Origin of the sequence: Caballeronia sp. LZ065 (genome assembly GCF_031450975.1) — a bacterium.
Taxonomy (GTDB): Bacteria; Pseudomonadota; Gammaproteobacteria; order Burkholderiales; family Burkholderiaceae; genus Caballeronia.
The window spans coordinates 1910694-1931349 of sequence record NZ_JARUXV010000001.1 but is presented as its reverse complement, the minus strand read 5'-3'; the positions used below and the strand labels follow the sequence as shown (position 1 = coordinate 1931349).

General features: G+C 65.5%; 20 protein-coding genes. 12 read left to right on the top strand and 8 right to left on the bottom strand.

From position 1 onward, the window contains the following. Positions 1 to 40: 40 nt before the first annotated feature. The 6 genes from QCE63_RS08880 (at position 41) to QCE63_RS08855 (ending at position 5889) form a co-directional block, all read left to right on the top strand. A complete protein-coding gene (locus QCE63_RS08880; RefSeq protein WP_309832374.1) occupies positions 41 to 1042 on the top strand; it encodes a sugar kinase in 1002 nt (333 codons plus the stop codon). A gap of 160 nt (positions 1043 to 1202) precedes the next feature. After that, complete coding sequence (locus QCE63_RS08875; RefSeq protein WP_309832373.1) at positions 1203 to 2486, top strand: MFS transporter; 1284 nt, start codon at positions 1203 to 1205, stop codon at positions 2484 to 2486. A 46-nt stretch (positions 2487 to 2532) separates the two neighbouring features. Further along, positions 2533 to 3501 (top strand): D-glycerate dehydrogenase, encoded by a 969-nt coding sequence (locus QCE63_RS08870; RefSeq protein ID WP_309832372.1) that lies wholly within the window; start codon positions 2533 to 2535, stop codon positions 3499 to 3501. A gap of 115 nt (positions 3502 to 3616) precedes the next feature. Continuing rightward, the gene (locus QCE63_RS08865) at positions 3617 to 4696 is read left to right on the top strand and encodes a LacI family DNA-binding transcriptional regulator (RefSeq protein ID WP_309832371.1); all 1080 of its coding nucleotides are present in this window, start codon (positions 3617 to 3619) and stop codon (positions 4694 to 4696) included. Positions 4697 to 4705: 9 nt separating this feature from the next. Next, on the top strand, positions 4706 to 5485 hold the full coding sequence (locus QCE63_RS08860; RefSeq protein ID WP_309832370.1) for a YhfC family glutamic-type intramembrane protease: 780 nt from the start codon (positions 4706 to 4708) through the stop codon (positions 5483 to 5485). A gap of 38 nt (positions 5486 to 5523) precedes the next feature. Beyond that, positions 5524 to 5889, top strand: coding sequence for a DUF3022 domain-containing protein (locus QCE63_RS08855; protein ID WP_309832369.1), 366 nt, complete (start codon positions 5524 to 5526; stop codon positions 5887 to 5889). A 54-nt stretch (positions 5890 to 5943) separates the two neighbouring features. Here QCE63_RS08855 and QCE63_RS08850 read toward each other — a convergent pair whose 3' ends face one another. Both QCE63_RS08850 and QCE63_RS08845 read right to left on the bottom strand, forming a co-directional pair. Next, the gene (locus QCE63_RS08850; protein WP_309832368.1) at positions 5944 to 6372 is read right to left on the bottom strand and encodes a PGDYG domain-containing protein; all 429 of its coding nucleotides are present in this window, start codon (positions 6370 to 6372) and stop codon (positions 5944 to 5946) included. A gap of 142 nt (positions 6373 to 6514) precedes the next feature. Continuing rightward, a complete protein-coding gene (locus tag QCE63_RS08845) occupies positions 6515 to 7045 on the bottom strand; it encodes a Spy/CpxP family protein refolding chaperone (protein WP_309833742.1) in 531 nt (176 codons plus the stop codon). Between the two features lie 144 nt (positions 7046 to 7189). On the opposite strand from QCE63_RS08845, the gene QCE63_RS08840 reads away from it, so the two are divergent. From QCE63_RS08840 to QCE63_RS08830, 3 genes are all read left to right on the top strand, one after another. Beyond that, positions 7190 to 8080, top strand: a complete 891-nt coding sequence (locus QCE63_RS08840) for a LysR family transcriptional regulator (RefSeq protein ID WP_309832367.1) — start codon at positions 7190 to 7192, stop codon at positions 8078 to 8080. A 404-nt stretch (positions 8081 to 8484) separates the two neighbouring features. After that, entirely contained in the window at positions 8485 to 8940 is a 456-nt protein-coding gene (locus tag QCE63_RS08835) for an Lrp/AsnC family transcriptional regulator (RefSeq protein WP_309832366.1), read from the top strand. 150 nt (positions 8941 to 9090) lie between these two features. Beyond that, the gene (locus QCE63_RS08830) at positions 9091 to 10200 is read left to right on the top strand and encodes a saccharopine dehydrogenase C-terminal domain-containing protein (RefSeq protein WP_309832365.1); all 1110 of its coding nucleotides are present in this window, start codon (positions 9091 to 9093) and stop codon (positions 10198 to 10200) included. Between the two features lie 58 nt (positions 10201 to 10258). Here the strand turns inward: QCE63_RS08830 and QCE63_RS08825 are convergent, their stop codons facing one another. Continuing rightward, a complete protein-coding gene (locus QCE63_RS08825; protein ID WP_309832364.1) occupies positions 10259 to 10843 on the bottom strand; it encodes an ATP-binding protein in 585 nt (194 codons plus the stop codon). Positions 10844 to 10914: 71 nt separating this feature from the next. Beyond that, positions 10915 to 12228 carry a cation:proton antiporter gene (locus tag QCE63_RS08820; protein ID WP_309832363.1) on the bottom strand — a complete coding sequence of 438 codons (1314 nt, stop codon included), beginning with the start codon at positions 12226 to 12228 and terminating at the stop codon, positions 10915 to 10917. A gap of 232 nt (positions 12229 to 12460) precedes the next feature. Between QCE63_RS08820 and QCE63_RS08815 the strand changes: the two genes are divergently transcribed. Continuing rightward, on the top strand, positions 12461 to 13843 hold the full coding sequence (locus QCE63_RS08815) for an FAD-containing oxidoreductase (protein ID WP_309832362.1): 1383 nt from the start codon (positions 12461 to 12463) through the stop codon (positions 13841 to 13843). 28 nt (positions 13844 to 13871) lie between these two features. Here QCE63_RS08815 and QCE63_RS08810 read toward each other — a convergent pair whose 3' ends face one another. The 3 genes from QCE63_RS08810 to QCE63_RS08800 form a co-directional block, all read right to left on the bottom strand. Beyond that, complete coding sequence (locus QCE63_RS08810) at positions 13872 to 15110, bottom strand: MFS transporter (protein WP_309832361.1); 1239 nt, start codon at positions 15108 to 15110, stop codon at positions 13872 to 13874. 31 nt (positions 15111 to 15141) lie between these two features. Beyond that, a complete protein-coding gene (locus QCE63_RS08805) occupies positions 15142 to 16134 on the bottom strand; it encodes a hypothetical protein (RefSeq protein WP_309832360.1) in 993 nt (330 codons plus the stop codon). A gap of 591 nt (positions 16135 to 16725) precedes the next feature. After that, positions 16726 to 17232 carry an ankyrin repeat domain-containing protein gene (locus QCE63_RS08800; protein ID WP_404990118.1) on the bottom strand — a complete coding sequence of 169 codons (507 nt, stop codon included), beginning with the start codon at positions 17230 to 17232 and terminating at the stop codon, positions 16726 to 16728. Between the two features lie 684 nt (positions 17233 to 17916). On the opposite strand from QCE63_RS08800, the gene QCE63_RS08795 reads away from it, so the two are divergent. After that, positions 17917 to 18564 (top strand): DUF938 domain-containing protein, encoded by a 648-nt coding sequence (locus QCE63_RS08795; RefSeq protein WP_309833739.1) that lies wholly within the window; start codon positions 17917 to 17919, stop codon positions 18562 to 18564. A gap of 5 nt (positions 18565 to 18569) precedes the next feature. Here the strand turns inward: QCE63_RS08795 and QCE63_RS08790 are convergent, their stop codons facing one another. Next, positions 18570 to 19550, bottom strand: coding sequence for a DMT family transporter (locus QCE63_RS08790; RefSeq protein ID WP_309832358.1), 981 nt, complete (start codon positions 19548 to 19550; stop codon positions 18570 to 18572). Between the two features lie 106 nt (positions 19551 to 19656). On the opposite strand from QCE63_RS08790, the gene QCE63_RS08785 reads away from it, so the two are divergent. Continuing rightward, complete coding sequence (locus QCE63_RS08785) at positions 19657 to 20622, top strand: LysR family transcriptional regulator (protein WP_309832357.1); 966 nt, start codon at positions 19657 to 19659, stop codon at positions 20620 to 20622. The last annotated feature ends 34 nt before the right edge of the window (positions 20623 to 20656 follow it).

The following is a 20656-nucleotide window of genomic DNA, read 5'->3' as shown; positions in this document are numbered from 1 at the left end:
TTGCATTCAGCATTCAGCATCAATCAGTAAAGGAACCGACATGCAAGCTCAGACCGACTCCCTGGACGTCGTCACCTACGGCGAGGCGATGACGATGTTCGTTGCGGCCCAGACCGGCGATCTCGCCCGCGTCGGCCAGTTCACCAAACGCGTGGCGGGCGCGGACCTGAACGTCGCGATCGGACTGTCGCGGCTGGGCTTCAAGGTGGGCTGGATGAGCCGCGTGGGCAACGATTCGTTTGGCCGCTACGTGCTCGACGTGCTCGCGGCCGAAGGCATCGACGCGCGCCGCGTGACGGTGGACCGGCGCTATCCGACCGGCTTCCAGCTCAAGGGCAAGTGCGACGACGGCAGCGACCCGGCGGTCGAGTACTTCCGCGCGGGATCGGCGGCCAGTCACCTGTCGCTCGACGACTATGTTGCCGGCTACGTCCTCGGCGCACGCCATCTGCACCTGACGGGCGTGGCTCCGGCGATCTCCGCGACCTCGCGTGAACTCGCCTTCCACATGGCCCGCGAAATGCGGGGGGCAGGCAAGACCATCTCGTTCGATCCGAACCTGCGGCCGACCTTGTGGCCGTCGCGCGAAGCCATGGCGGAGTCGCTCAATGCGCTGGCCGCGCTGGCCGACTGGGTGCTGCCTGGCGTGACCGAGGGCCTGACGCTGACCGGCTACGCGAAGCCCGAGGACATCGCCGCGTTCTATCTCGAGCGCGGCGCGAGAGGTGTGGTGGTGAAGCTGGGCGCACATGGCGCGTACTTCCGCACGGCGGACGACGAGCAGGGCATCGTCCCGGCGATTCCGGTGACGAACGTGGTCGACACGGTCGGTGCGGGCGATGGCTTCGCCGTGGGCGTGGTGAGCGCGCTGCTCGAAGGACGCGACGTGCGGCATGCGATCGCGCGCGGCAACCGTATTGGCGGGCTGGCGATCCAGGTGATCGGCGACAGCGAAGGCTTGCCGACGCGCGCCGCGCTTGATTTGCTCGAACAGCAGGATTCCAGCGACAGGGCGGCCAGCGCTGCATTCGATCCGGCTTGAGTTAGAGCCTGACTGAGGGCCTGAATGAAGGCCACGAAGGCCCTCGCCCGTGCATTGAATCGTGCATTCAAAGTGCAATAAACCGCGCATCAAACATGCTGTAAACCGTGCATTCAACATGCACGATGCCGCGCTCACCGTTCTGCTTCAGGAGACAACCATGCAGACTTCCTCCACTCCCACGCTGGCCGTGCGTCGCTGGTGGGCGATCATGCCGATCGTCTTCATCACCTACAGCCTCGCCTATCTGGATCGCGCGAACTACGGATTCGCGTCGGCCGCCGGCATCAACCAGGATCTCGGCATCAGCAAGGGACTGTCGTCGCTGATCGGCGCGCTGTTCTTCCTCGGCTATTTCTTCTTCCAGATTCCGGGCGCGATCTACGCCGAGCGGCGCAGCGTGAAGAAGCTGGTGTTCTGGAGCCTGATCCTGTGGGGCGGGTGCGCCGCGCTCACCGGCATGGTGAGCAACATCCCGTCGCTGATGGCGATCCGCTTCGTGCTCGGCGTGGTCGAGGCCGCGGTGATGCCGGCCATGCTCGTTTTCATCTCGAACTGGTTCACGAAGTCGGAGCGTTCACGCGCGAATACCTTCCTGATCCTCGGCAATCCGGTGACGGTGCTGTGGATGTCGGTCGTATCGGGTTATCTGGTGAACTCGTTCGGCTGGCGTCACATGTTCATCGCGGAAGGGCTGCCGGCCGTGGTCTGGGCGGTGATCTGGTGGTTCATCGTGAAGGACAAGCCTGCGCAGGTCAGCTGGCTCTCGGAGCAGGAGAAACGCGATCTCGACGCCACGCTGCGCGCCGAGCAGGCCGCGATCAAGCCGGTCAAGAACTACCGCGAGGCGTTCAAGTCGCCAGCCGTCATCAAGCTGTGCGCGCAGTATTTTTGCTGGAGCATCGGCGTTTATGGGTTCGTGCTGTGGCTGCCGTCGATCCTGAAGAGCGGCTCGACGCTCGGCATGGTCGAGACCGGCTGGCTCTCCGCCGTGCCGTATCTCGCGGCGACCATCGCGATGCTGCTGGCTTCCTGGGCCTCTGACAAGCTGCAGGCGCGCAAGGCGTTCGTCTGGCCGTTCCTGCTGATCGGCGCCATTGCCTTCGCGGGCTCGTATCTGCTCGGCTCGACGAACTTCTGGGCGTCGTATGCGCTGCTGGTGGTCGCTGGCGCGGCGATGTACGCGCCGTATGGCCCGTTCTTCGCGATCGTGCCCGAGCTGCTGCCGAAGAACGTCGCGGGCGGCGCGATGGCGCTCATCAACAGCATGGGCGCGCTGGGCTCGTTCGTCGGTTCGTATTTTGTCGGCTATCTGAACGGCGCGACCGGTTCGCCCGCCGCCTCCTACGTCTTCATGAGCGCCGCGCTGTTGCTGTCGGTCGGGCTCACGCTGGCCGTCAAGCCGCAGGCGACGGTGCGCACGGGCGTGGCGGCGCGATCCTGAGCCGTTTATGCTTGGCCCCTTCAACCCGTACTCGCATCGAGCGCCCATGACCCGAACCATCGTTGCCTACAAAGCCTTGCCCCCCGACGTCGACGCGTGGCTGCGCGAGCGCGCCGACGTCATCGACGTCGATCCGAAAGACCACGCCGCGTTCGTCGCGGCGCTGAAGCGGGCCGACGGCGCCGTCGGTGCGAGCGTAAAAATCTCCGCCGACATGCTCGAAGGCGCCGCGCATCTGAAGGCGTTCTCGACGATCTCCGTCGGCTTCGATCAGTTCGATGTCGCGGACCTCACGCGCCGCGGCATCGTGCTCACGCACACGCCCGACGTGCTCACCGAATCCACCGCCGACACCGTGTTCGCGCTGATCCTTTCAAGCGCGCGCCGGGTCGTGGAACTGGCTGACTGGGTTCGCGAAGGCCACTGGAAGGGGAGCATCGGCGAAGCGCACTTCGGCGTGGACGTGCAGGGCAAGACGCTTGGCATCGTGGGGTTGGGACGCATCGGCGGGGCGGTTGCGCGGCGCGCGGCGCTCGGCTTTCGGATGAACGTGCTCTACACCAACCGCAGCCCGAACGAGCAGGCCGAGCGGGACTATGGCGCGCGGCGCGTGGAACTCGACGAACTGCTCGCGCAAGCCGATTTCGTGTGTCTGCAAGTGCCGCTCACGCCCGAGACGCGCGGCATGATCGGCGCGGACGAGTTGCGCGAGATGAAGCGCAGCGCGATCCTCATCAATGCGTCGCGCGGGCCGACGGTCGACGAAACCGCGCTGATCGACGCATTGCGCCACGGCACGATCCGCGGCGCGGGCCTTGACGTGTTCGAGCACGAACCGCTGGCCGCCGATTCACCGTTGCTCGCGATGAAGAACGTCGTCGCGTTGCCGCATATCGGCTCGGCCACGCACGAGACGCGTCACGCGATGGCGCGCAATGCCGCCGAGAACCTGATCGGCGCGCTCGACGGCACGCTGACGCAAAATATCGTCAATCGCGACGTGCTGACGCGCTGAGCCACACGGATCGAGACGGATCGGACCCGCGCATGCGCTAACATGCGCGATGCGAGCAGAACCCTCATCAAGGCCGCGCGTCTCGCCGTCAGGCGCCGCGCGGGTCACGACCCTTATGTCCGACGATCCTTCTTCAACTCAGCCCCCGGCGCCGTTTGTCACGCGCCGTGCAACGATCACCGATGTCGCCCGCGAGGCGGGCACCGGCAAGACCAGCATCTCGCGCTACCTGAACGGCGAGATGGGCGTGCTGTCGCCCGACTTGCGCGAGCGCATCGAGGCGGCCATCGCCAGGCTGGACTATCGGCCGAACCAGATGGCGCGCGGTCTCAAGCGCGGCCGCAACCGTCTGATCGGCATGTTGCTCGCCGACCTGACCAATCCGTATTCCGTGGAAGTGCTGCAGGGCGTCGAGGCCGCGTGCCACACGCTCGGCTACATGCCGCTCATCTGTCACGCGGCCAACGAGATCGACATGGAGCGGCGCTATCTGCAACTGCTCACGACGTACCGCGTCGAGGGCGTCATCGTCAATGCGCTCGGCGTGAAGGAAGCGTTGCTGCAGGGCTTCGCGCAGGGCGGCATTCCGGTCGTGCTGGTGGACCGCTCGGTGGAGGGGCTCGTGACCGACATGGTCGGGCTCGACAATCACGCGGCCGTGGCGCTCGCCACCCGTCACCTCGTCGCCGAGGGGTTCGACGAGCTGCTCTTCATCGTGCAGCCCGTGACGCACGTCAGTTCGCGGCGCCTGCGCGAGGCGGCTTTTTGTGAAACGGTCGCGGCGCTGGAGGCAAGCGGCGCAACGCTCGTGATCGATCTCGCCGATGCCTCGGCCGCGCTCGACGAACTCGACGCACGCGTGAGCGCGGCACAGGCAGCGGGCAGGCGCGTCGCGCTGTTCGCGGCCAACGGGCCGGTTGCGCTGCGCGTCGCCGTGCATCTGAAGGCGCGCTATGGCGCGGACTGGCAGGCGCGCGTCGCGCTGATGTCGATCGACGATTCCGAATGGGCCCAGCTCGCCGGCATGACGTCGGTGCGCCAGCCGACCGGCGATATCGGCCGGCGGGCGGTCGAGTTTCTGCATGAGCGGCTCGGCGGCGCGACGATGCCCGCGCGTGAATGCCTGCTGCCTGGCGAGCTCATCGTGCGCGCCTCTACTGCGCGTGACCAGCACGCGCTATCCCACGGAATTTGAGGAACTTGAATGGTCAGTGTGTCGACCTTGTTGTGTCTTGCGCTGGCGGCGCTGCTGATCGCCGCGCTGCCCATCGTGTTGTATCGAAGGCTGCGGCCGCGCTTCGGCATCGTGCCGCGCGAGGCGATTCTCGGCGTGGGTGTGTTCGCGCTCTTCGCGATGGTCATCGAACGTGCGCTGCACGGTTTCGTGCTCGGCAATGCCGTCACGTCCGGCTGGCTCGCGAGCCCCGCGGTGTTCGTCGTCTATGGCGCGCTGGCTGCAGGCGTCTGCGAGGAAGTCGGCCGCTTTCTCGCGATGAAGTGGCTCATCTCGCGCGAACCCGGCGCGCTGGACCGGGTTGGGCCGGGACTTGGGTATGGCATCGGACATGGCGGGGCCGAGGCGTGGATCGTCGGCGTGCTGGTGCAGGTGCAGTGGATCGTCTACGCGGTGCTCGCTGATCGCGGCACGCTCGATGCGCATTTCGCCAATGCGCCGCTCGAAGCGGTCGCGCGCATTCATCTGGTGTTGCTGAGCCTGTCGCCGTTATCGGCGGGCATCTTCGTGATCGAGCGCGCAAGCGCGTTCGTTCTGCAACTGGGCTTCTCCGCGCTGATGTGGCAGATGTTGCGCGAACGGTCGCGTCATGCGCTGCCGTTCCTGATCGCGGCGCATGCGCTCGTCGGCCTGCCTGCCGCGCTGTTCCAGGCGCGGCTGGTGCCGCTCTTCGCCGCCGATGCCGTGTATCTCGCACTCGGCGTGTTCGTCGCGGCGGGGCTGGTGCGCTACTACCGGCGCGCGGCCTGAACCGGCTCCTACCTCTCCCGATCTCTCTTCGACACGGCATGGAAGACTATCAATACGACTGCCCGAGCGCGGACATCGACATGCTTGCGCGTGTGATCTCCGACCTCTTTCCGGAACAGACGCAGTTCGCGGAGCGCAAGGACGACACCGGCCGCACGTCACTCGTGATTCACTACGTGGCGATGCGCTTTGGCGCGCAGGCGCGGCGCATCGCCATCGAGGTGCGTTTCGATCCGGACGCGCTTGCGCGTTACCGGGCGATGCCGCAACGCATGCATGCGCGCAGTTATGCGGTGTTGCGCGCGTATGTGGAGGCCGCGCTCGGATCGCTGGAGGAGCAGTATGCGAACGGCGAGGCCGTGCCGCGCGAAGTGGAACTGGAGATGGGCGAGGACTTCGCCTGACGTGACTCGTGACTCGTGACTCGTGGCTCGTGACTCGTGACTCGCGGCTCGTGTCTAGAGCACGCGATATACCTTGGCGAAGCGCGCCGCCTTGACAACGCCGTAGTCGCCGGGCGCGTATTGCATGACCCAGTCGCCGGCATCGCCGGTGAGGATATCGCCGGCCGCCGAGCGCGCGACGGAGAAGGGTTCGTGCATCTCGCGAGCAAGCACGATGCTGGGCAGGTTGCGATAGATGCCCGGCTCGCCGTGTGCGATGCCGCCTTCAGGCGCGTACTTCGCATCGAAACGTGCGCGCGACACGACCCAGCGTTCGCCGCCCGCACCGCTGACGATGGCATCGCCCGGCATGTGGCGATTCGGACCTTCGAGACTCATCAGTTCGCCGTCATCGGCCGAAAATTCGACGGATACGGCTTCGTCCTTGACGACGCGGCATGCGGCCGGGTCAGAGGCGAGATCGAGCTGGGTCAGATGGAGCATGGTGCGATGCCGGATGGCGTGACATTGGAATGCGGGATCGTAACGGCATTCGCGCGCATTGTGCACTTCGGTACGTGAAAAAGCCCGCCTGAGCGGGCTTTGTATGCGTCATGCAAGACACGGCTCAGTCGGCTCAGTCGGCTCAGGGCTTGGTAGCCGAGGCCGGCGCCGCGCCGGCTGCTGGCGGGCGGCGATGCGCACGATGGCGATGGTCCTTGCCATGCTCGTCACGGAAGCTGGTATCGGCCAGCTTCTTCTGTTCCGGCGAGAGGCTTGCATACAGCGGTTCGAAAGCGTCGACGAGGCGCTTCGTGCCGTCCGCGTTCGCTTGCGTGATCTGCTGATACTGCTTCATGTCGTCGAGCGCGGACATGGTGCTGCGCTGGGCGACGCGCTGGCGATAAAGATCTGCCATGGTGCGGCCGTTGTCGCGCATCACGTCGGCGAACTTCGACCATTGCTCTTCCTGCTGCGGCGTGATCTTGAGGCTTGCGTGGAGCTCTGAAATACGTTCTTCGGTCCGTGCCTCACGCTTCGAGGCGGCTGGCGCCGAAGCAGCGGCCTGTGCGGCCGAAGCCGAAGCGGCTGCGGGCGCGGACGATTGCGCGAATGCCGGGCTCAATGCGCCCAGCGAGACCAGCGAGGCGGCCAGGGTGACGAGAGTTCTTTTCATTCGTGTGTACCTTGAATCGGGATGAAAGGTGGGCCTGCCGGTATGCTGCATGCCATTGGCGGATATTAGTATCACGATTGCATGCAAATGCGTTTGCATTGCGACAACTGCTTACATTCGATACGACTCTGGAAAAAAAGCGCAGTGGATACCTTGTTGAGCATGCGGGTCTTTGTGGCCATCGTGGATCTGGGCAGCCTGAGCGCCGCGGCCGAACGCTATTCGATCTCCGCGCCGATGGCGGGCAAGCATTTGCAGGCACTGGAAGCGCGTCTGGACACGCGGCTGATGGTACGTACGACGCGCCGCCAGAGTCTGACCGAGGTCGGCCGTGAATACTACGAGCGCTGCCGCCGCATTCTCGCCGAGGTCGATGCCGCCGATACCCTCGCCGAAGCCATGAGCGCGACGCCGCGCGGCGTGTTGCGCGTGACGGTCCCGTTGACCTATGGCGTGCATTTCGTCACGCCGGCCGTCACCGATTTTCTGGCGGCGTTTCCACAGATTGCGGTGGAGCTGGATCTCACCAATCGCGTGGTCGATATCGTCGAGGAACGGTTCGATGCGGCCGTGCGCATCGGCGCGCTGGCGGATTCGAGTTTCGTCGCGCGCCCGCTGAAGCCGTATGCGATGGCCGTCTGCGCGGCGCCTGGTTATCTGGCGCGTGCGGGGACGCCCGCGACGCCGGCCGATCTCGCGGGACACGAGTGCCTGGGTTTCGTGCATCAGGGACGCGAGGCGGGCTGGCGGCTGGAAGGCGAGGATGACGCGATCCTCGCACGCCGCACGGGTTCCGCGCGCTTTCGGGCAAACAACGGCGAGGCGCTGAAGAAGGCCGCGCTCGCAGGGTTCGGACTGGTATTGCAACCGCATGCGCTGGTCGAGGACGAGCTGAATAGCGGGGCGCTGGTGGCGGTGTTGCAGGCGTATTTGCCGAAGTTCTCCCCGGTGCATCTGGTGTATCCGCGCGATACGCGGGCGACGCCGAAGCTGGCGAGTTTCGTCGACTTCATGATGGCGCGGCTGGGGGTGTGACACGGGTGTGTGCGGACGGCGGACGGGACGGAAGCGTGGACGAGAAGCTTTGGGAACCTTGCCGCGATTCGAACGCGCCACTCTGCTTATGGCCCTGACCTGTCAGCGATAATGCAGAACACAGAATGCCAAAGGCGGTTTTGCATTCGAAACGCGTAACGCAAAACACAGCACGGCGGGAGTGAAGCGGGGGAGGGCGAGATGTAAGGCAGGCATGAAGTTGCTGTGTTACTCCGTTGTTCGGCTACTGGCTCGCACGTGAGTCCGCGAGCCTGAGAATCCAGGGGAAATCGCACACTGCTTGCCCATATACCGAAAGCAAACGTCGGATACCCTTTGGCATTCAAAACGCAAAACGCTTAGAACCAGACCAGCCAAAACCACACGCCAGGGACAACGCACACATGAGACCGCCGCGCCTCGATCAACTCGACGACATCGATCGCAACCTCGTCGCGCTGTTGCAGATGAACGCGCGTGAGAGCGTCGCTGAACTCGCGCGGCAGCTTGGCGTCGCGCGCACGACGGTGATCGCCCGCATTGCGCGGCTCGAGAAGAACCAGGTGATCGCGGGCTATGGCGTCCGGCTTGGGCAGGACGTGCTCGACGCGAGCATCCAGGCCTACGTGGGCATCAAGCTGACGCCGCGATATGGGCGCGATTTGCAGAAGCGTTTCGCGCGCATGCCCGAGATCCAGTTGCTCTGCGCGGTGAGCGGCGAGTTCGATTACGTCGCCTGGCTACGCGCCGACTCACCCGACCGCCTGAACGATCTGCTCGACGAAATCGGTGCACTGGAAGGCGTCGAGCGGACGACGACGTCCATCATCCTGGCGCGCAAGATCGATCGGGCTGGCTAGCGGAACACGACAAAATGCAGCGTTGCATGGTCAAAACGTCGAAAACGTTCGTCGAAGCGCATCATTTTGCGTCTAGGAACCGCATTCGTTCGCTCCTACACTGTTTGAAGAAGGCTTCGGCCCCACTCGAACACACACAAGGAGACGAATATGAAAGTGGCTCTCGTCGGCGCCGGATTGATCGGTCGAAGCATTGCTCAGCTGTTGCGTGACAGCGGGGATTTCGACGTTGTCACGTTCGATCGCGACGAACACGCGCTCGCGCTCCTCGACGCGCAAGGCTTCGCGACACGCCGTGTCGATTCCGCCGATACCCCCGCGCTGCGGCAGGCGCTGCAAGGCTTCGACGCCCTCGTCAACGCGTTGCCTTACTACCTCGCGATCAACGTCGCCTCGGCAGCGAAGGCGGCCGGCGTCCATTATTTCGATCTGACCGAGGATGTCCGCGCGACGCATGCGATCCGCGCCATCGCCGACGGTTCGGGACTCGCCTTCATGCCGCAATGCGGTCTCGCGCCGGGTTTCATCGGCATCGTGGCGCACGATCTCGCGAAGCGTCTCGACGATGTTCGCGAAGTAAAGATGCGCGTCGGCGCGCTGCCCGAGTTTCCGACCAACGCGCTCAAGTACAACCTCACGTGGAGCATCGACGGGCTCATCAACGAGTATTGCCAGCCCTGCGAGGCGATTCGCGACGGCCGTACGCAGTGGGTGCAGCCGCTCGAAGGGGTGGAGCATTTTTCGCTCGACGGCATCGAATACGAGGCGTTCAACACGTCTGGCGGACTGGGCACCCTATGCGAAACGCTCGCCGGCAAGGTGGAATCACTCGACTACAAGTCGGTGCGCTATCCAGGGCACCGCGATCTGATGCAATTCCTGCTCGACGATCTGCGCATGTCCACTGACCGCGATGGTCTCAAGACCATGCTCAAACGCGCAGTGCCGTCGACGGCGCAGGACGTGGTGCTGATCTTCGTCACGGTGACGGGCATGCGTCACGGCCAGCTCGTGCAGGACGTGTTCACGCGCAAGATTTTCGCGAAGCATGTGTGCGGCGTGCCGATGAGCGCCATCCAGATCACCACGGCCGGCGCGATTTGCGCCGAACTCGATCTGTTCCGCGAGGGCGTGCTGCCGCAGTCCGGCTTCGTGCGTCAGGAGCAAGTACCTCTCGAGGCGTTTCTCGGCAACCGTTTCGGCAAGCTGTACGAAGGCGCGAATGCGCTGACGCCGGCGCGGCAGCTCGCGGCCGCCTAAGACTCATTCATAAGGTGCATTCATTACGCGTAATACAAAACGCGTAATGCAACCTGCCTCATCCCGTCTCGATCAGACGCGCAAGCAAGTCCGCATCGGCCTGGTCCGAGGGCGCGGTGTTGTCGACCATCACGAGCGTGCGGGCGAGGGTGTCGTCGGGTACGAACAGGCGCTGGCGATACTCGTCCCAATGCGCCAGCTTGTACGCATCGTTTGGATCAGCGCGGGCAAGAATGCGCTCGCGCGCCACCGCCTCCGCGGTGTGAACCCATACGACACGGATCGCGACATCGTCGCCGATACCCAGCCACGCGCGCTCGAACAGGCGGCCGCTGCGCACTTCGCGCGTGAGCGGCGCAACGACGATCACGCTCGTACCCAGCGACAGGTTTTCCGCCGCTGTATTCATCAGCGAGCGGTATTCGGGATCCCGGAAGTGTTCGATGAACCGTGGGCTGTCGCGATCGTGCGGATCGCCGGTGAGCGCGCCTATCGCGGCGGCGCTGTACGGCCCGTAGAGCGTGTCCTTGTCGAGCAGACAGAAAGGCTCGCCGGCGGCGCGGCTGAGCGGCGCGAACAGGCGCCTGGCCAGCGTGGTCTTGCCGGTGCCCGCATGACCGCAGAAGAAGAGCAGATGTTTCACGCTTGAACATCCTCGAAAGGGTTGTGCATGACGATGATGCCGCGCGCCCGTGCATCCCGGCAAGCGCGCAGTCAATCGTCCGCGCTCGAGCGCTGATAGCGGTTCATGAGCGGCGTGGCGGTAATGCCGTGAACCACGACCGATGCCGCAATGGTCGCGATGACGAGCGGCACGAGCGGCGCCGCGATATCGCGCGGGGCGTGTTCGAGCGCAAAGAGCAAGTAATAGAACGAGCCCACCCCGCGTATGCCGAACCAGCTCATGAGCCGCCGTTGCGTGCCAGTCGCGTGGGAGCCGATCAGCGAAAGCTCGACGGCCGCCGGCCGCAGCACGAGGAAGAGCGCCGCAATCAGCGCCGCGGCTTGCCACGTGAAGAGCTCGCGCCACATCGTCGCAAGCAGGGCGCCGACCATCAGCATGATCGCCACCTCGGCGATACGTTCCAGTTCGATCGTGAAGCCATGCACGCGCTCGGCCACGAAAGCGTGCGCGCGTTCGGGATCGGCCGCGGCCGCGCCGACATCGTCCGCATCGATTTTGCCGACCGCCTGCCGCGGCGTCTTGTCGCCGCTCGCCTTCTGTTCGACGCGGCGCATCGCGAGTCCCGCCGCGAATACCGCGAGGAAGGCATAGGTATGCATCAGCTCCGCGACGCCGTACGACAGCGCGATCAGTCCCAGCGCATAGAAGCCTTCCGGCCCCAGTGCCTGTCCGTGGCGCGTGCGCAGATACGCGACGAGCCGCACCGACAATGCGCCGAGCAGCCAGCCGCTGGTGAGCGCCCCCCCGATACCCCATGCGGCCTGCAACGCAAAGCTCCAATGCAGCGCTTCGCTTGGCTTGGCCTCGAGACTGCACACCGCGATGCCGAGCAGCGCGAAGGGCAGTGCAATGCCGTCGTTCAGGCCGCCTTCGCCGGTCAGCGAAAAGCGCAGCAAGTCGATGTCGCCGGGCGTTTCCACCTGCACGTCGTGCGCCAGCACGGGATCGGTTGGCGCAAGCATAGCGGCGAGCAACAACGCCGGCCCCCAGCCGAGGCCGAGCACATAAGCACCGAAGACCGTGAGCGCGACGACGGTGAGCACCATCGCGACCAGCCCGAGACGCACGGGCAGGAGCCAGATGCGATCGGTCGGCGGCACGCGCAGGCGCAGACCAATGGCGAACAGCGAAGCAAGCATCGCGACTTCGGTGATGCGCCGCAGGATCGTTGCGTCGGTGGCGAGGTGGAGCGTCAGCAGATTGGCCGCGGCGGGGCCCAGCGCGAAGCCAATCGCCAGATAGCACATCGCGGTGCTGATCGGCAGGCGCCGGAACATCGAACTGGCAAGGCCCATGAAGATGAGCACGCCGCCGACGACGAGAAACCATAACGTCTCGATCATGAATGCCTTCGGTTGCTTGAGCCGGAAAGGACGAAAGCCGCACGCCTGGACGCGCGGCATGATTCACACAAAAGCAGCACGTGTCATGCCCATGTCCGCAACGGGCGCCCGGTGCAGCGTTCCTGAAGCCGCGGCGGCTTGCGCGTAAGATGCTTCGACCTATGTTTGGACTCATGTGGAGCGCATCGCCATCCACGATGGCGCGCTCGCAACGGATCACGGAGGCCTCACCATGTCACAGCATTTCGATGCAGTCGTCATCGGCACGGGACAGGGCGGTTCGCCGCTCGCGGTACGTTTGGCCGAAAGCGGCCGGCGCACGGCGGTGATCGAGCGGCATCTGTTTGGGGGCACCTGCGTGAATGTCGGCTGCACGCCCACCAAAACCTACGTGGCCAGTGCGCGGGCCGCGCATGTCGCGCGCACGGCGGCGCGCTACGGCGTGGTGATCGACGGCGACATCGCGATCGACATGGCGCGCGTGAAGGCGCGTAAGGACGAGGTGATCGGCAGTTCACGCAGCAGCGTCGAGAAGTGGCTGCGCAGCACGAAGAACGTCACCGTGTTCAAGGGCCATGGCCGCTTCACAGGGCCGCATGCATTGCGCATCGAGGCGGCCGACGGCTCGACCCAGGACATCGATGCCGATCTCGTCTTCATCAACACGGGCACGCGCGCCGCGGTTCCGCGCGTGGACGGCCTCGACAGCGTGCCCTATTTGACCAACTCCTCCATCCTCGAACTCACCGAGGTGCCGGAACATCTGGTGATCGTCGGAGGCAGTTATATCGCGCTCGAATTCGGCCAGATGTTCCGGCGTTTCGGCAGCCGCGTGACCCTGCTCGTGCGCGGCGAGCGGATCCTCACGCGCGAGGACAAGGACGTGTCACGCGGGATGCAGGACGTGCTGTCGCGCGAGGGCGTCGAGTTCCGCTTCGGCACCGACCTGCAGGGCGTCGAGCCGCTGGCGGCCGGCGTGCGCATCGTGACCGGCGCGGGGACGGTCGATGCGTCGCATCTGCTGTTCGCCACCGGCCGCACGCCGAACACCGACGATCTTGGCCTCGAGCATGCGGGCATCGCAGTGAACCGGCACGGCATGATCGATGTGGATGGCCAGTTGCGCACCCGTGTGCCGGGCATTTATGCAATCGGCGACGTGAACGGACGCGGCGCGTTCACGCATACCTCATGGAACGACTATGAGATCGTCGCTTCGAACCTGCTGGATGGCGAGGCGCGCAGCGTCGACACGCGCATCATGGCGTACGCGGTGTTCGTCGATCCTCCGTTCGCGCGCGTGGGCATGAGCGAGGAAGAAGTGCGGAAGGACGGCCGCGAAGCGCTCATCGCGACGATGCCGATGGCGCGTGTCGGCCGGGCGCGCGAGCGCGGCGAAACCGATGGCTTCATGAAGGCGCTCGTGGATGCGCGCACCAAGCGGTTCCTGGGCGCCGCAATCTATGGCATAGAAGGCGACGAGGCGATCCATACCTTCATCGACATCATGAACGCGGATGCGCCCTACACGACGCTGCAGCGCGCGATGCACATCCACCCGACCGTGAGCGAACTGATCCCGACGCTGCTCGAAGGCCTGAAGCCGTTGCGGTAGGGCGTAGCTTCACTGCGCGCGTGCAAGGTCAGGCCTTGACCGGCGGCTCCGCTTCCACCGTCTTCGCGTGCTCGGTGCGGGTCTCGGGCATCGCGAGCCACACCATCAGCACGGCCAGCGCGCCTGCGCCCGCCAAACCGAAGAAGCTCATGGTCGTGCCGAAGCGGTCGGCGGCGAAGCCCGCCGCCGCGGTGGACAGCGTCGCGCCGACGCCCGCCGCGAGACCGAAGAAACCGATGGTCAGGTTGTAATGCCCGCGTCCGCCCGCGACGTCCGCCGCGATGAGCGGCAGCATTACGCCGAATACCGCCGCGCTGATGCCGTCGAGCATCTGCACCGGCACGAGCAGGTAAGGGCTGCTCACGCCGGCGAACAGGATCGCGCGCACGGGCAGCGCACAGAAGCCGAGGATCAGCACCGGCCTGCGTCCCCACTTCTGCGCCTGGCGTCCGACCCACGGCGACATCAACGCGACGAGGAACTGCGGCACGATGATGCACGCGGCGATCACGAGTTGAACGTTGTCGCCCATGTGCGCGGTGACTTCGCCGGCGGCGAGATTGAGCATCGCCGCGTTCGACAGGTGGAACAGCACGACGCACATTGCGAAGATCAAGAGGCGCCGGTCTTTCAGCAACTCGCGCAGCGACTCGCGTTCCTCACCCTCGTGCGTGATCTTCGACTTGCCGGGCGGTGCGCGCGATATGGCGGGCGCCATGTCGTAATGGATCATGCGCAGCGCGAAGATCGCCGGCACCGCGAGTGCGGCGGTCAGGAAGAAGACCGAGCGCAGCGACAGGTACTCGCCGAATGCGCCCATCAGTGCGGCGGTCAGTGCACTGCCGATCGATGCCCAGCGCGCATTGCGGCCCAGCCGGTCGCCGAGATCGGCGCGCGAGACGAGGGCAAGCGAGATCGCGGCCATCGCCGGGACGAGCATGCAGCTCGCGAAGCCGTGCAGCACTTCGGCGGCGAACACAGGGACGAAGGTCGGACTCGCGGCGAGCAACAGCGCGCTCACGATGATCGCGACGATCGCGGAAAGCGCAGCGAATTTCTTGTTGCGCATGGCGTCGACGAGCGCGCCGGCCGGCAACTGGCTCGCCATCGCGCTGATCGTGCCGACGGAAAGCATCAGGCCGATCTCGCCCTGCGTCCATTTGTTGGCCGCAAGGTACGAAGCGATGAAGGGGCCGAAGCCGGTCTGCACGTTGGCGACAAAGAAGTTCAGCCAGTCGAGCGCGCGCAGACTGCGTGCAATTACCATGTTGTGAATCTGTTCTCGATGTCGTTATCCGTTATTTGGCGGGACGCGCGCTGGAGGCCGGCTTCTGCGCCGACACAGCGCCCGAAGCCGTCGTCCCTGTGGGGCCCGTCGCTGCCGCGCCTGATGTTCCCGACGCGGCCGACGCGCCCGCCGTCGCCGACGCCGCTTCCGGCGCCACCGGCGCCACCGGCGAGACGATCTTGATCGGCTGCTCGGGCGAGTAGGTCGGCGTCGCCTTCAGTTGCGCGTCGTTGAAGTCCATCTGTAATTGCCATTGCTTGTTGTGCGAGATGACATGCAGGTCGCCCCAGTTGGCGGCCACATGGCGCTTGTCCTCGGCCAGCGAACTCGACAGATCGAGGACGAGCGCCTGCGGCTGCGCCTGCGAATCGACCAGCACGTCGACCACCCGGCCGATGCGCGCGCCGCTCTTCTGCGACACCGTCGAGTCGACCAGCTGCACGAGATTCGCGGGCGCCTCATTGACCGGTTGAGGCTTCGGCGCCGGATCCGCGGGCTTGCCCTTGGCGGGCGGCGACGGTTGCACGAAGGTGATCGGCGCGCCCTTCGCATTGGGCGTGAAGCGGAAAGCCGTCCACGGGAAATTGACCTTGCGGTCGCCGACGCCCATGAAACCGGCCAGGTTCACCATCAGCAGCTTGGGTTTCGCGGCAGCATCGATATACATGTCCACGGCGCGGCCGACGACCTTGCCGTCGGGCCGCTGCACTTCGGCATCGAGGAGGCCGTGCAACTGATCGTGCTGCATGGTGCGCGTCGAGATGATCGGCGGAGGCGGTGGAGGCTCGGCCGGCTCAGGCGGCGGTGCGACGGCCGGCTCCTGCGGTTTCGGCCGGACGATGCGCCGCTTGGGCTTCGGTGCCGGCGCGGGCTTGACGGCGGAGGCGGGCTCGGGTGCCTGCACTTCGGGCAAGGGCTCCTCAGGCTCGCTGGGCGCGGCTTCGGCTGGCGTCGGGATGTAGGAATGCTCGACGATCGGTGCGGGCACCTGTTGCGGCAGCAAGCCGCATGCGGAGAGCGCCGCGGCGCCCAGGAGGGTCGCGGCGGTGCGAGGCCGAAGGGCGTTGGGGGTTCGCGGACAGATTCCTGCAAGTGTTCTTGCGCGGGTTCGTATGCAAAGTCGTGCGCAGGTTCGTGCGCCAACCCATGCGCATAGGGCGACGAGCGCCAGCGTGCGCGCCAACAGGCGCGCCAGGCAGTACGCGGCCGCGTGCAAGGCGTCATCGATCGGGCGCACGCGGCGAGGCGCGCGCTCACGGTTCGACGACCCATGACCCCGATGCGGGAAACCGCCTGTCATCACAAAAGCTCCATGGTTCCGAATTACCTGCTTGTCGGTCTTGATTGTCGTTGGTCGGATCGTGGCGTCGCGCAGTCGCTGTTGGCTTGTGCGCGTGCATTTGCGTCTGCGTCAGCGCTGCGCGGTTGCGAGCGGCGCACCCGTTTTAACACACTGCGCCCTGCATGCTTCGTGCGTCCCTCGCCAAGACGGGTTGCATCATGCATGCAAAAGGCTGAATGCAAAGTGCCACAGGCTGACGTCGATGCGTCGTGACGGGCCGCTTGCCGCCGCCGTGCGCTCGCGCCGACGTCCTCATGCCGCGCCCGGGCGATTGCGCGCGGCCAGTATTTCGACGAGGAGGGCGGCGGTATCGGGAGCGCCCATCTTTTCGGCGGCGTCTCGGGCCGAGAAGCCGCCGGCATCGCGCGCATCCGGATCCGCGCCGCGTTCGATCAGCAACTCGACGATCTCCACACGATTGAACATCGCGGCGATCATCAGCGCGGTGCGTCCATCGGGCGAGGCGCCTTCGACATCGGCGCCGTGCGCGAGCAGCGTCTCGATTACGTCCGTGAAGCCCTTGAACGCGGCGCCCGCGATCGGCGTCTGGCCGTTGTCGTTGCGCAGATCCGGATCGGCGTTGTGCTCGAGCAGCACGCGCACGGCGTCGGCGTGGCCGTGATAACTCGAAAGCATCACAAGACTGTCGCCCTTGTCGTTGCGCAGATTGGGCGGCAGACCCTTGGACAGCAGGGCGTCGAGCATGGTGGCGTCGCCGCGCCGGGCCACGTCGAACACTTCGCTTGCAAAGGCGATCATGTCGTCGTCGGGGCCGGGGTTCGGCTGCTTCGGCGCCTGCTGGTTCGAATCATGCTGCATGCTTCACTCCATTTCGATTGCGCCGCGTGCTCTGCTTCGTTGCGCCGGGAAGCGTTGCGAGCGGGTGCCTTGATGTGTCTTGCATGCATCGGTCATGCATGCAAAATGGCATTTCGCATGCAAAACGCATCATGCAAAATGAGCGGCAAACGCGGGATCAACCGGGAGCATACACAGGTTTCATGTCCCGCCACGCTTGCCGCGGGCCGGAGCAGCACGAATCGAGCCCAGCGGCGTAGCGGTCGCATGCTGTATGTTGAGTTTTTTGCGTCGGTGCGAGGCGCCTGCGGGCGCCACGGGCGTTGCGGGTGACCAGGCGCGTTGCGAATGCCGCAAAGTCTCGTGAGCGGCGAGAGTCGCAGAAGCCGCAAACGTGGCACGTCGCGAGGGCCGCAGCATCCGCGAAAGCAAGCGGAAGTGGCGACAGTCACGAAAGCCTCTGACACTGCAAGTCTTTCTCGCGTATGACCCGTCTTGCGAGACGTTGACATGCGCGACAAGGTAAGGCATCCACGCCGATCGAGCCCGCAACATCCAAATACCGAAAACCCAAACCCTCATTCCCACCCGATCGCCGGCGATCCGCAACACCATCACTCACACCCTCACCAAGACACGACCCAAATGACCGACGCAGCATCCGATCCCCGCGACACACCGCCGTCCGAAACCGGCATCCGCCGCCGCGCCCCGGCCGCTGAGCGCAATGGCGATGCAATCCTGTCGGTCCTCAGGCGAGTGCTGCCCCATCAGGGCGTCGTGCTCGAGATCGCGAGCGGAACCGGACAACATGCGACGCATTGCGCTGCCGCGTTGCCGGACATCGTCTGGCAGCCGAGCGATCCCGATGCCGCCTCGCGCGACTCCATCGCCGCCTGGCGTGCTCACGCCGGACTGGCGAACCTGCGCGAGCCGCTTGCTATCGACGTGACGAGCGATGACTGGGGAATCGACGCGGTATCGGCGGTGGTGTGCATCAACATGATCCACATTGCGCCGTGGGCGGCCACGGAGGCACTCTTTGAAGGCGCCGGCGCGCGACTCGGCATGGGGGGCGTGCTGTATCTGTACGGGCCTTACAGACGCAACGGTTCGCACACAGCGCCGAGCAACGAGGCCTTCGATCAACAGCTGCGCGCGCGCGATTCGCGCTGGGGCGTGCGTGATCTGGAGGAGGTGGAAAGATCAGGCGCGCGCGTCGGCTTTGCGCTCAAGGAGGTCATCGCAATGCCCGCGAACAATTTCAGCGTCGTGTTCGAAAAAATGGCCTAGCGCATTCAAGCTTCCGCCGCACCCGCACCCGCACCCGCACCCGCACCCGCACCCGCACCCGCACCCGCACCTGCGCGTGACAACCGTCCGCGCCATGAAACGCTTGCCATGAAGGAGGCGGCTACGATCATCGCGCCGCCGATCCATCCGGCAGTCGAGACATGTTCACCGAGCCATACGCTTGCGAACAACGCACCGAACGCCGGCTCGCTGCCCATCAGCAGGGACACGCGGGTCGGACTGCTACGCCCGATCGCGTAGTTTTGCGCAAAGAATGCAAACAGCGTGCATGCCAACACGAGGTACAGCACCGAGCCCCAGAACGCCGTATGTCCGGCGACTGACGGCAGCGGCTGCCATTGCGCCGGCGCGAACGTCATCGTGAGCGCCGCGCTGCCGATCGTCACGACACCCGCCTGCACGGCCGTCACCGTGAGCGCGGGCAGCGGCCCCGCTCGCAGCACGCGCTTGGTCACGCACACCGAAAGCGCGCGCAGCACCGCCGCAGCGAGGATCAGGCCGTCGCCCAGATTGAAATCGAAGGAAAGGGTGCCGTTGCCGGCAAGCAGCCAGGCGCCCGCAAAGGACACGCCGACTGCCGTCCATTCGGGCGTCGAGGGACGTCGGCGCAGCAGGCCCCACTCGATGAGCGGCGTCAGCACGACGCACAGACTGATGAGAAACGCGGCATTCGCAGCACGCGTGTGCAAGACGCCGAAGGTTTCGGCGAGAAAGATCGACAGCAGCAAGAGGCCGAGCACGATCACACCGGCAAGCGTTTTCCCGCTTGCCGACCGCAGATGCCGCAGATTGACGGCCAGCAGGCAGAACGTGATGCCGAAGCGCAGGGTCAGCAGCCCGAGCACGGGATAAAACGCCAGCGCGCTTTTGACGACGCCATAACTGCTGCCCCACACCATCGCGACGGCGAAGAGCAGCAGATCGGCAAGCGGCAGCACGCGGCGGGCGGGCGATTCGCGGGACATGGACAGCTCCGGAATTAAAAATGCAGAAGAAGCCGTCATTGTCGAATGATGCGTCGCGCGCGATAATCGGGTCGTCACGCACAGCGTTATTGTCGCCGATGCACAAATGAATCCCGTCGATCTGTTTGCCCTGATGCCCGACATGGCCGTGTTCGCGCGCGTGGTCGACGCCGGCAACTTTTCCGTTGCCGCGCGGCAGTTGGGCACGCCGCCCTCCACGGTGAGCCGTCAGATCAAGCGTCTCGAAGAGGCGCTCGCCACGCGCCTGCTCGAACGCTCGACCCGCAAGGTCCGCGTCACGGAAGCCGGGCAGCAGGTGTATCGATACTGCCGCGACATGGCCGCCGCCGCCGCGGCCGCCGTCGATGCCGCGGGTCTTTCCACCGGCAAGCCGCAGGGACGCGTCACGCTTTCGGCGCCGACGGCCTATGCAAAATCCGTTATCCATCCGCTCGGGCCTGCGTTTCTCGCGGCCTATCCGGACGTCGACGTGCAGCTCGTCTTCAGCGACCACGACATCGATCCGCTCGAACACGACATCGATCTCGTCATCCGCGCAACCGACCAGCCGCCGCAAGGACTCGCTGCCCGCCCGCTCGGGCGCGTGCGCTGGCTGCTGTGCGCGTCGGCGGAGTATCTGCGCGAGCGGGGTGTGCCGGAGCATCCGCGCGAACTCACGGCGCACGACTGTCTGTATCTCGGAGAAACCGCCGACGACAATCGCTGGCGCTTCACCCGGCACGCGACCCACGCGGACAGAGAGAGCGCTGAGACGGCGACGGTCACGGTGCACGGACGCTACCTCGCGAACCACGCGGGCGCGCGGCTGGAGGCGGCCGAACGCGGGCTCGGCATCGCGGCGCTGCCGGAATTTGCTGCCCGCGACGCGCTCGCCGCCGCCAGCGTGCAGCTCGTGCTGGCCGACTGGGAGATCCAGGTGCGCGCCTATCAGGGCCCGGTGTGGCTGCTGTATCCGCCGAACCGCTTCCTGCCGCCGAAGGTGCGCGCGCTGATCGATCATCTGCACGCGCACCTCGGGGACGCGGGGCGGGGCGCTTTGACATCGGCATAATTCCGGGCAAGGTTGCGCGCGCCGAAACGCAAGG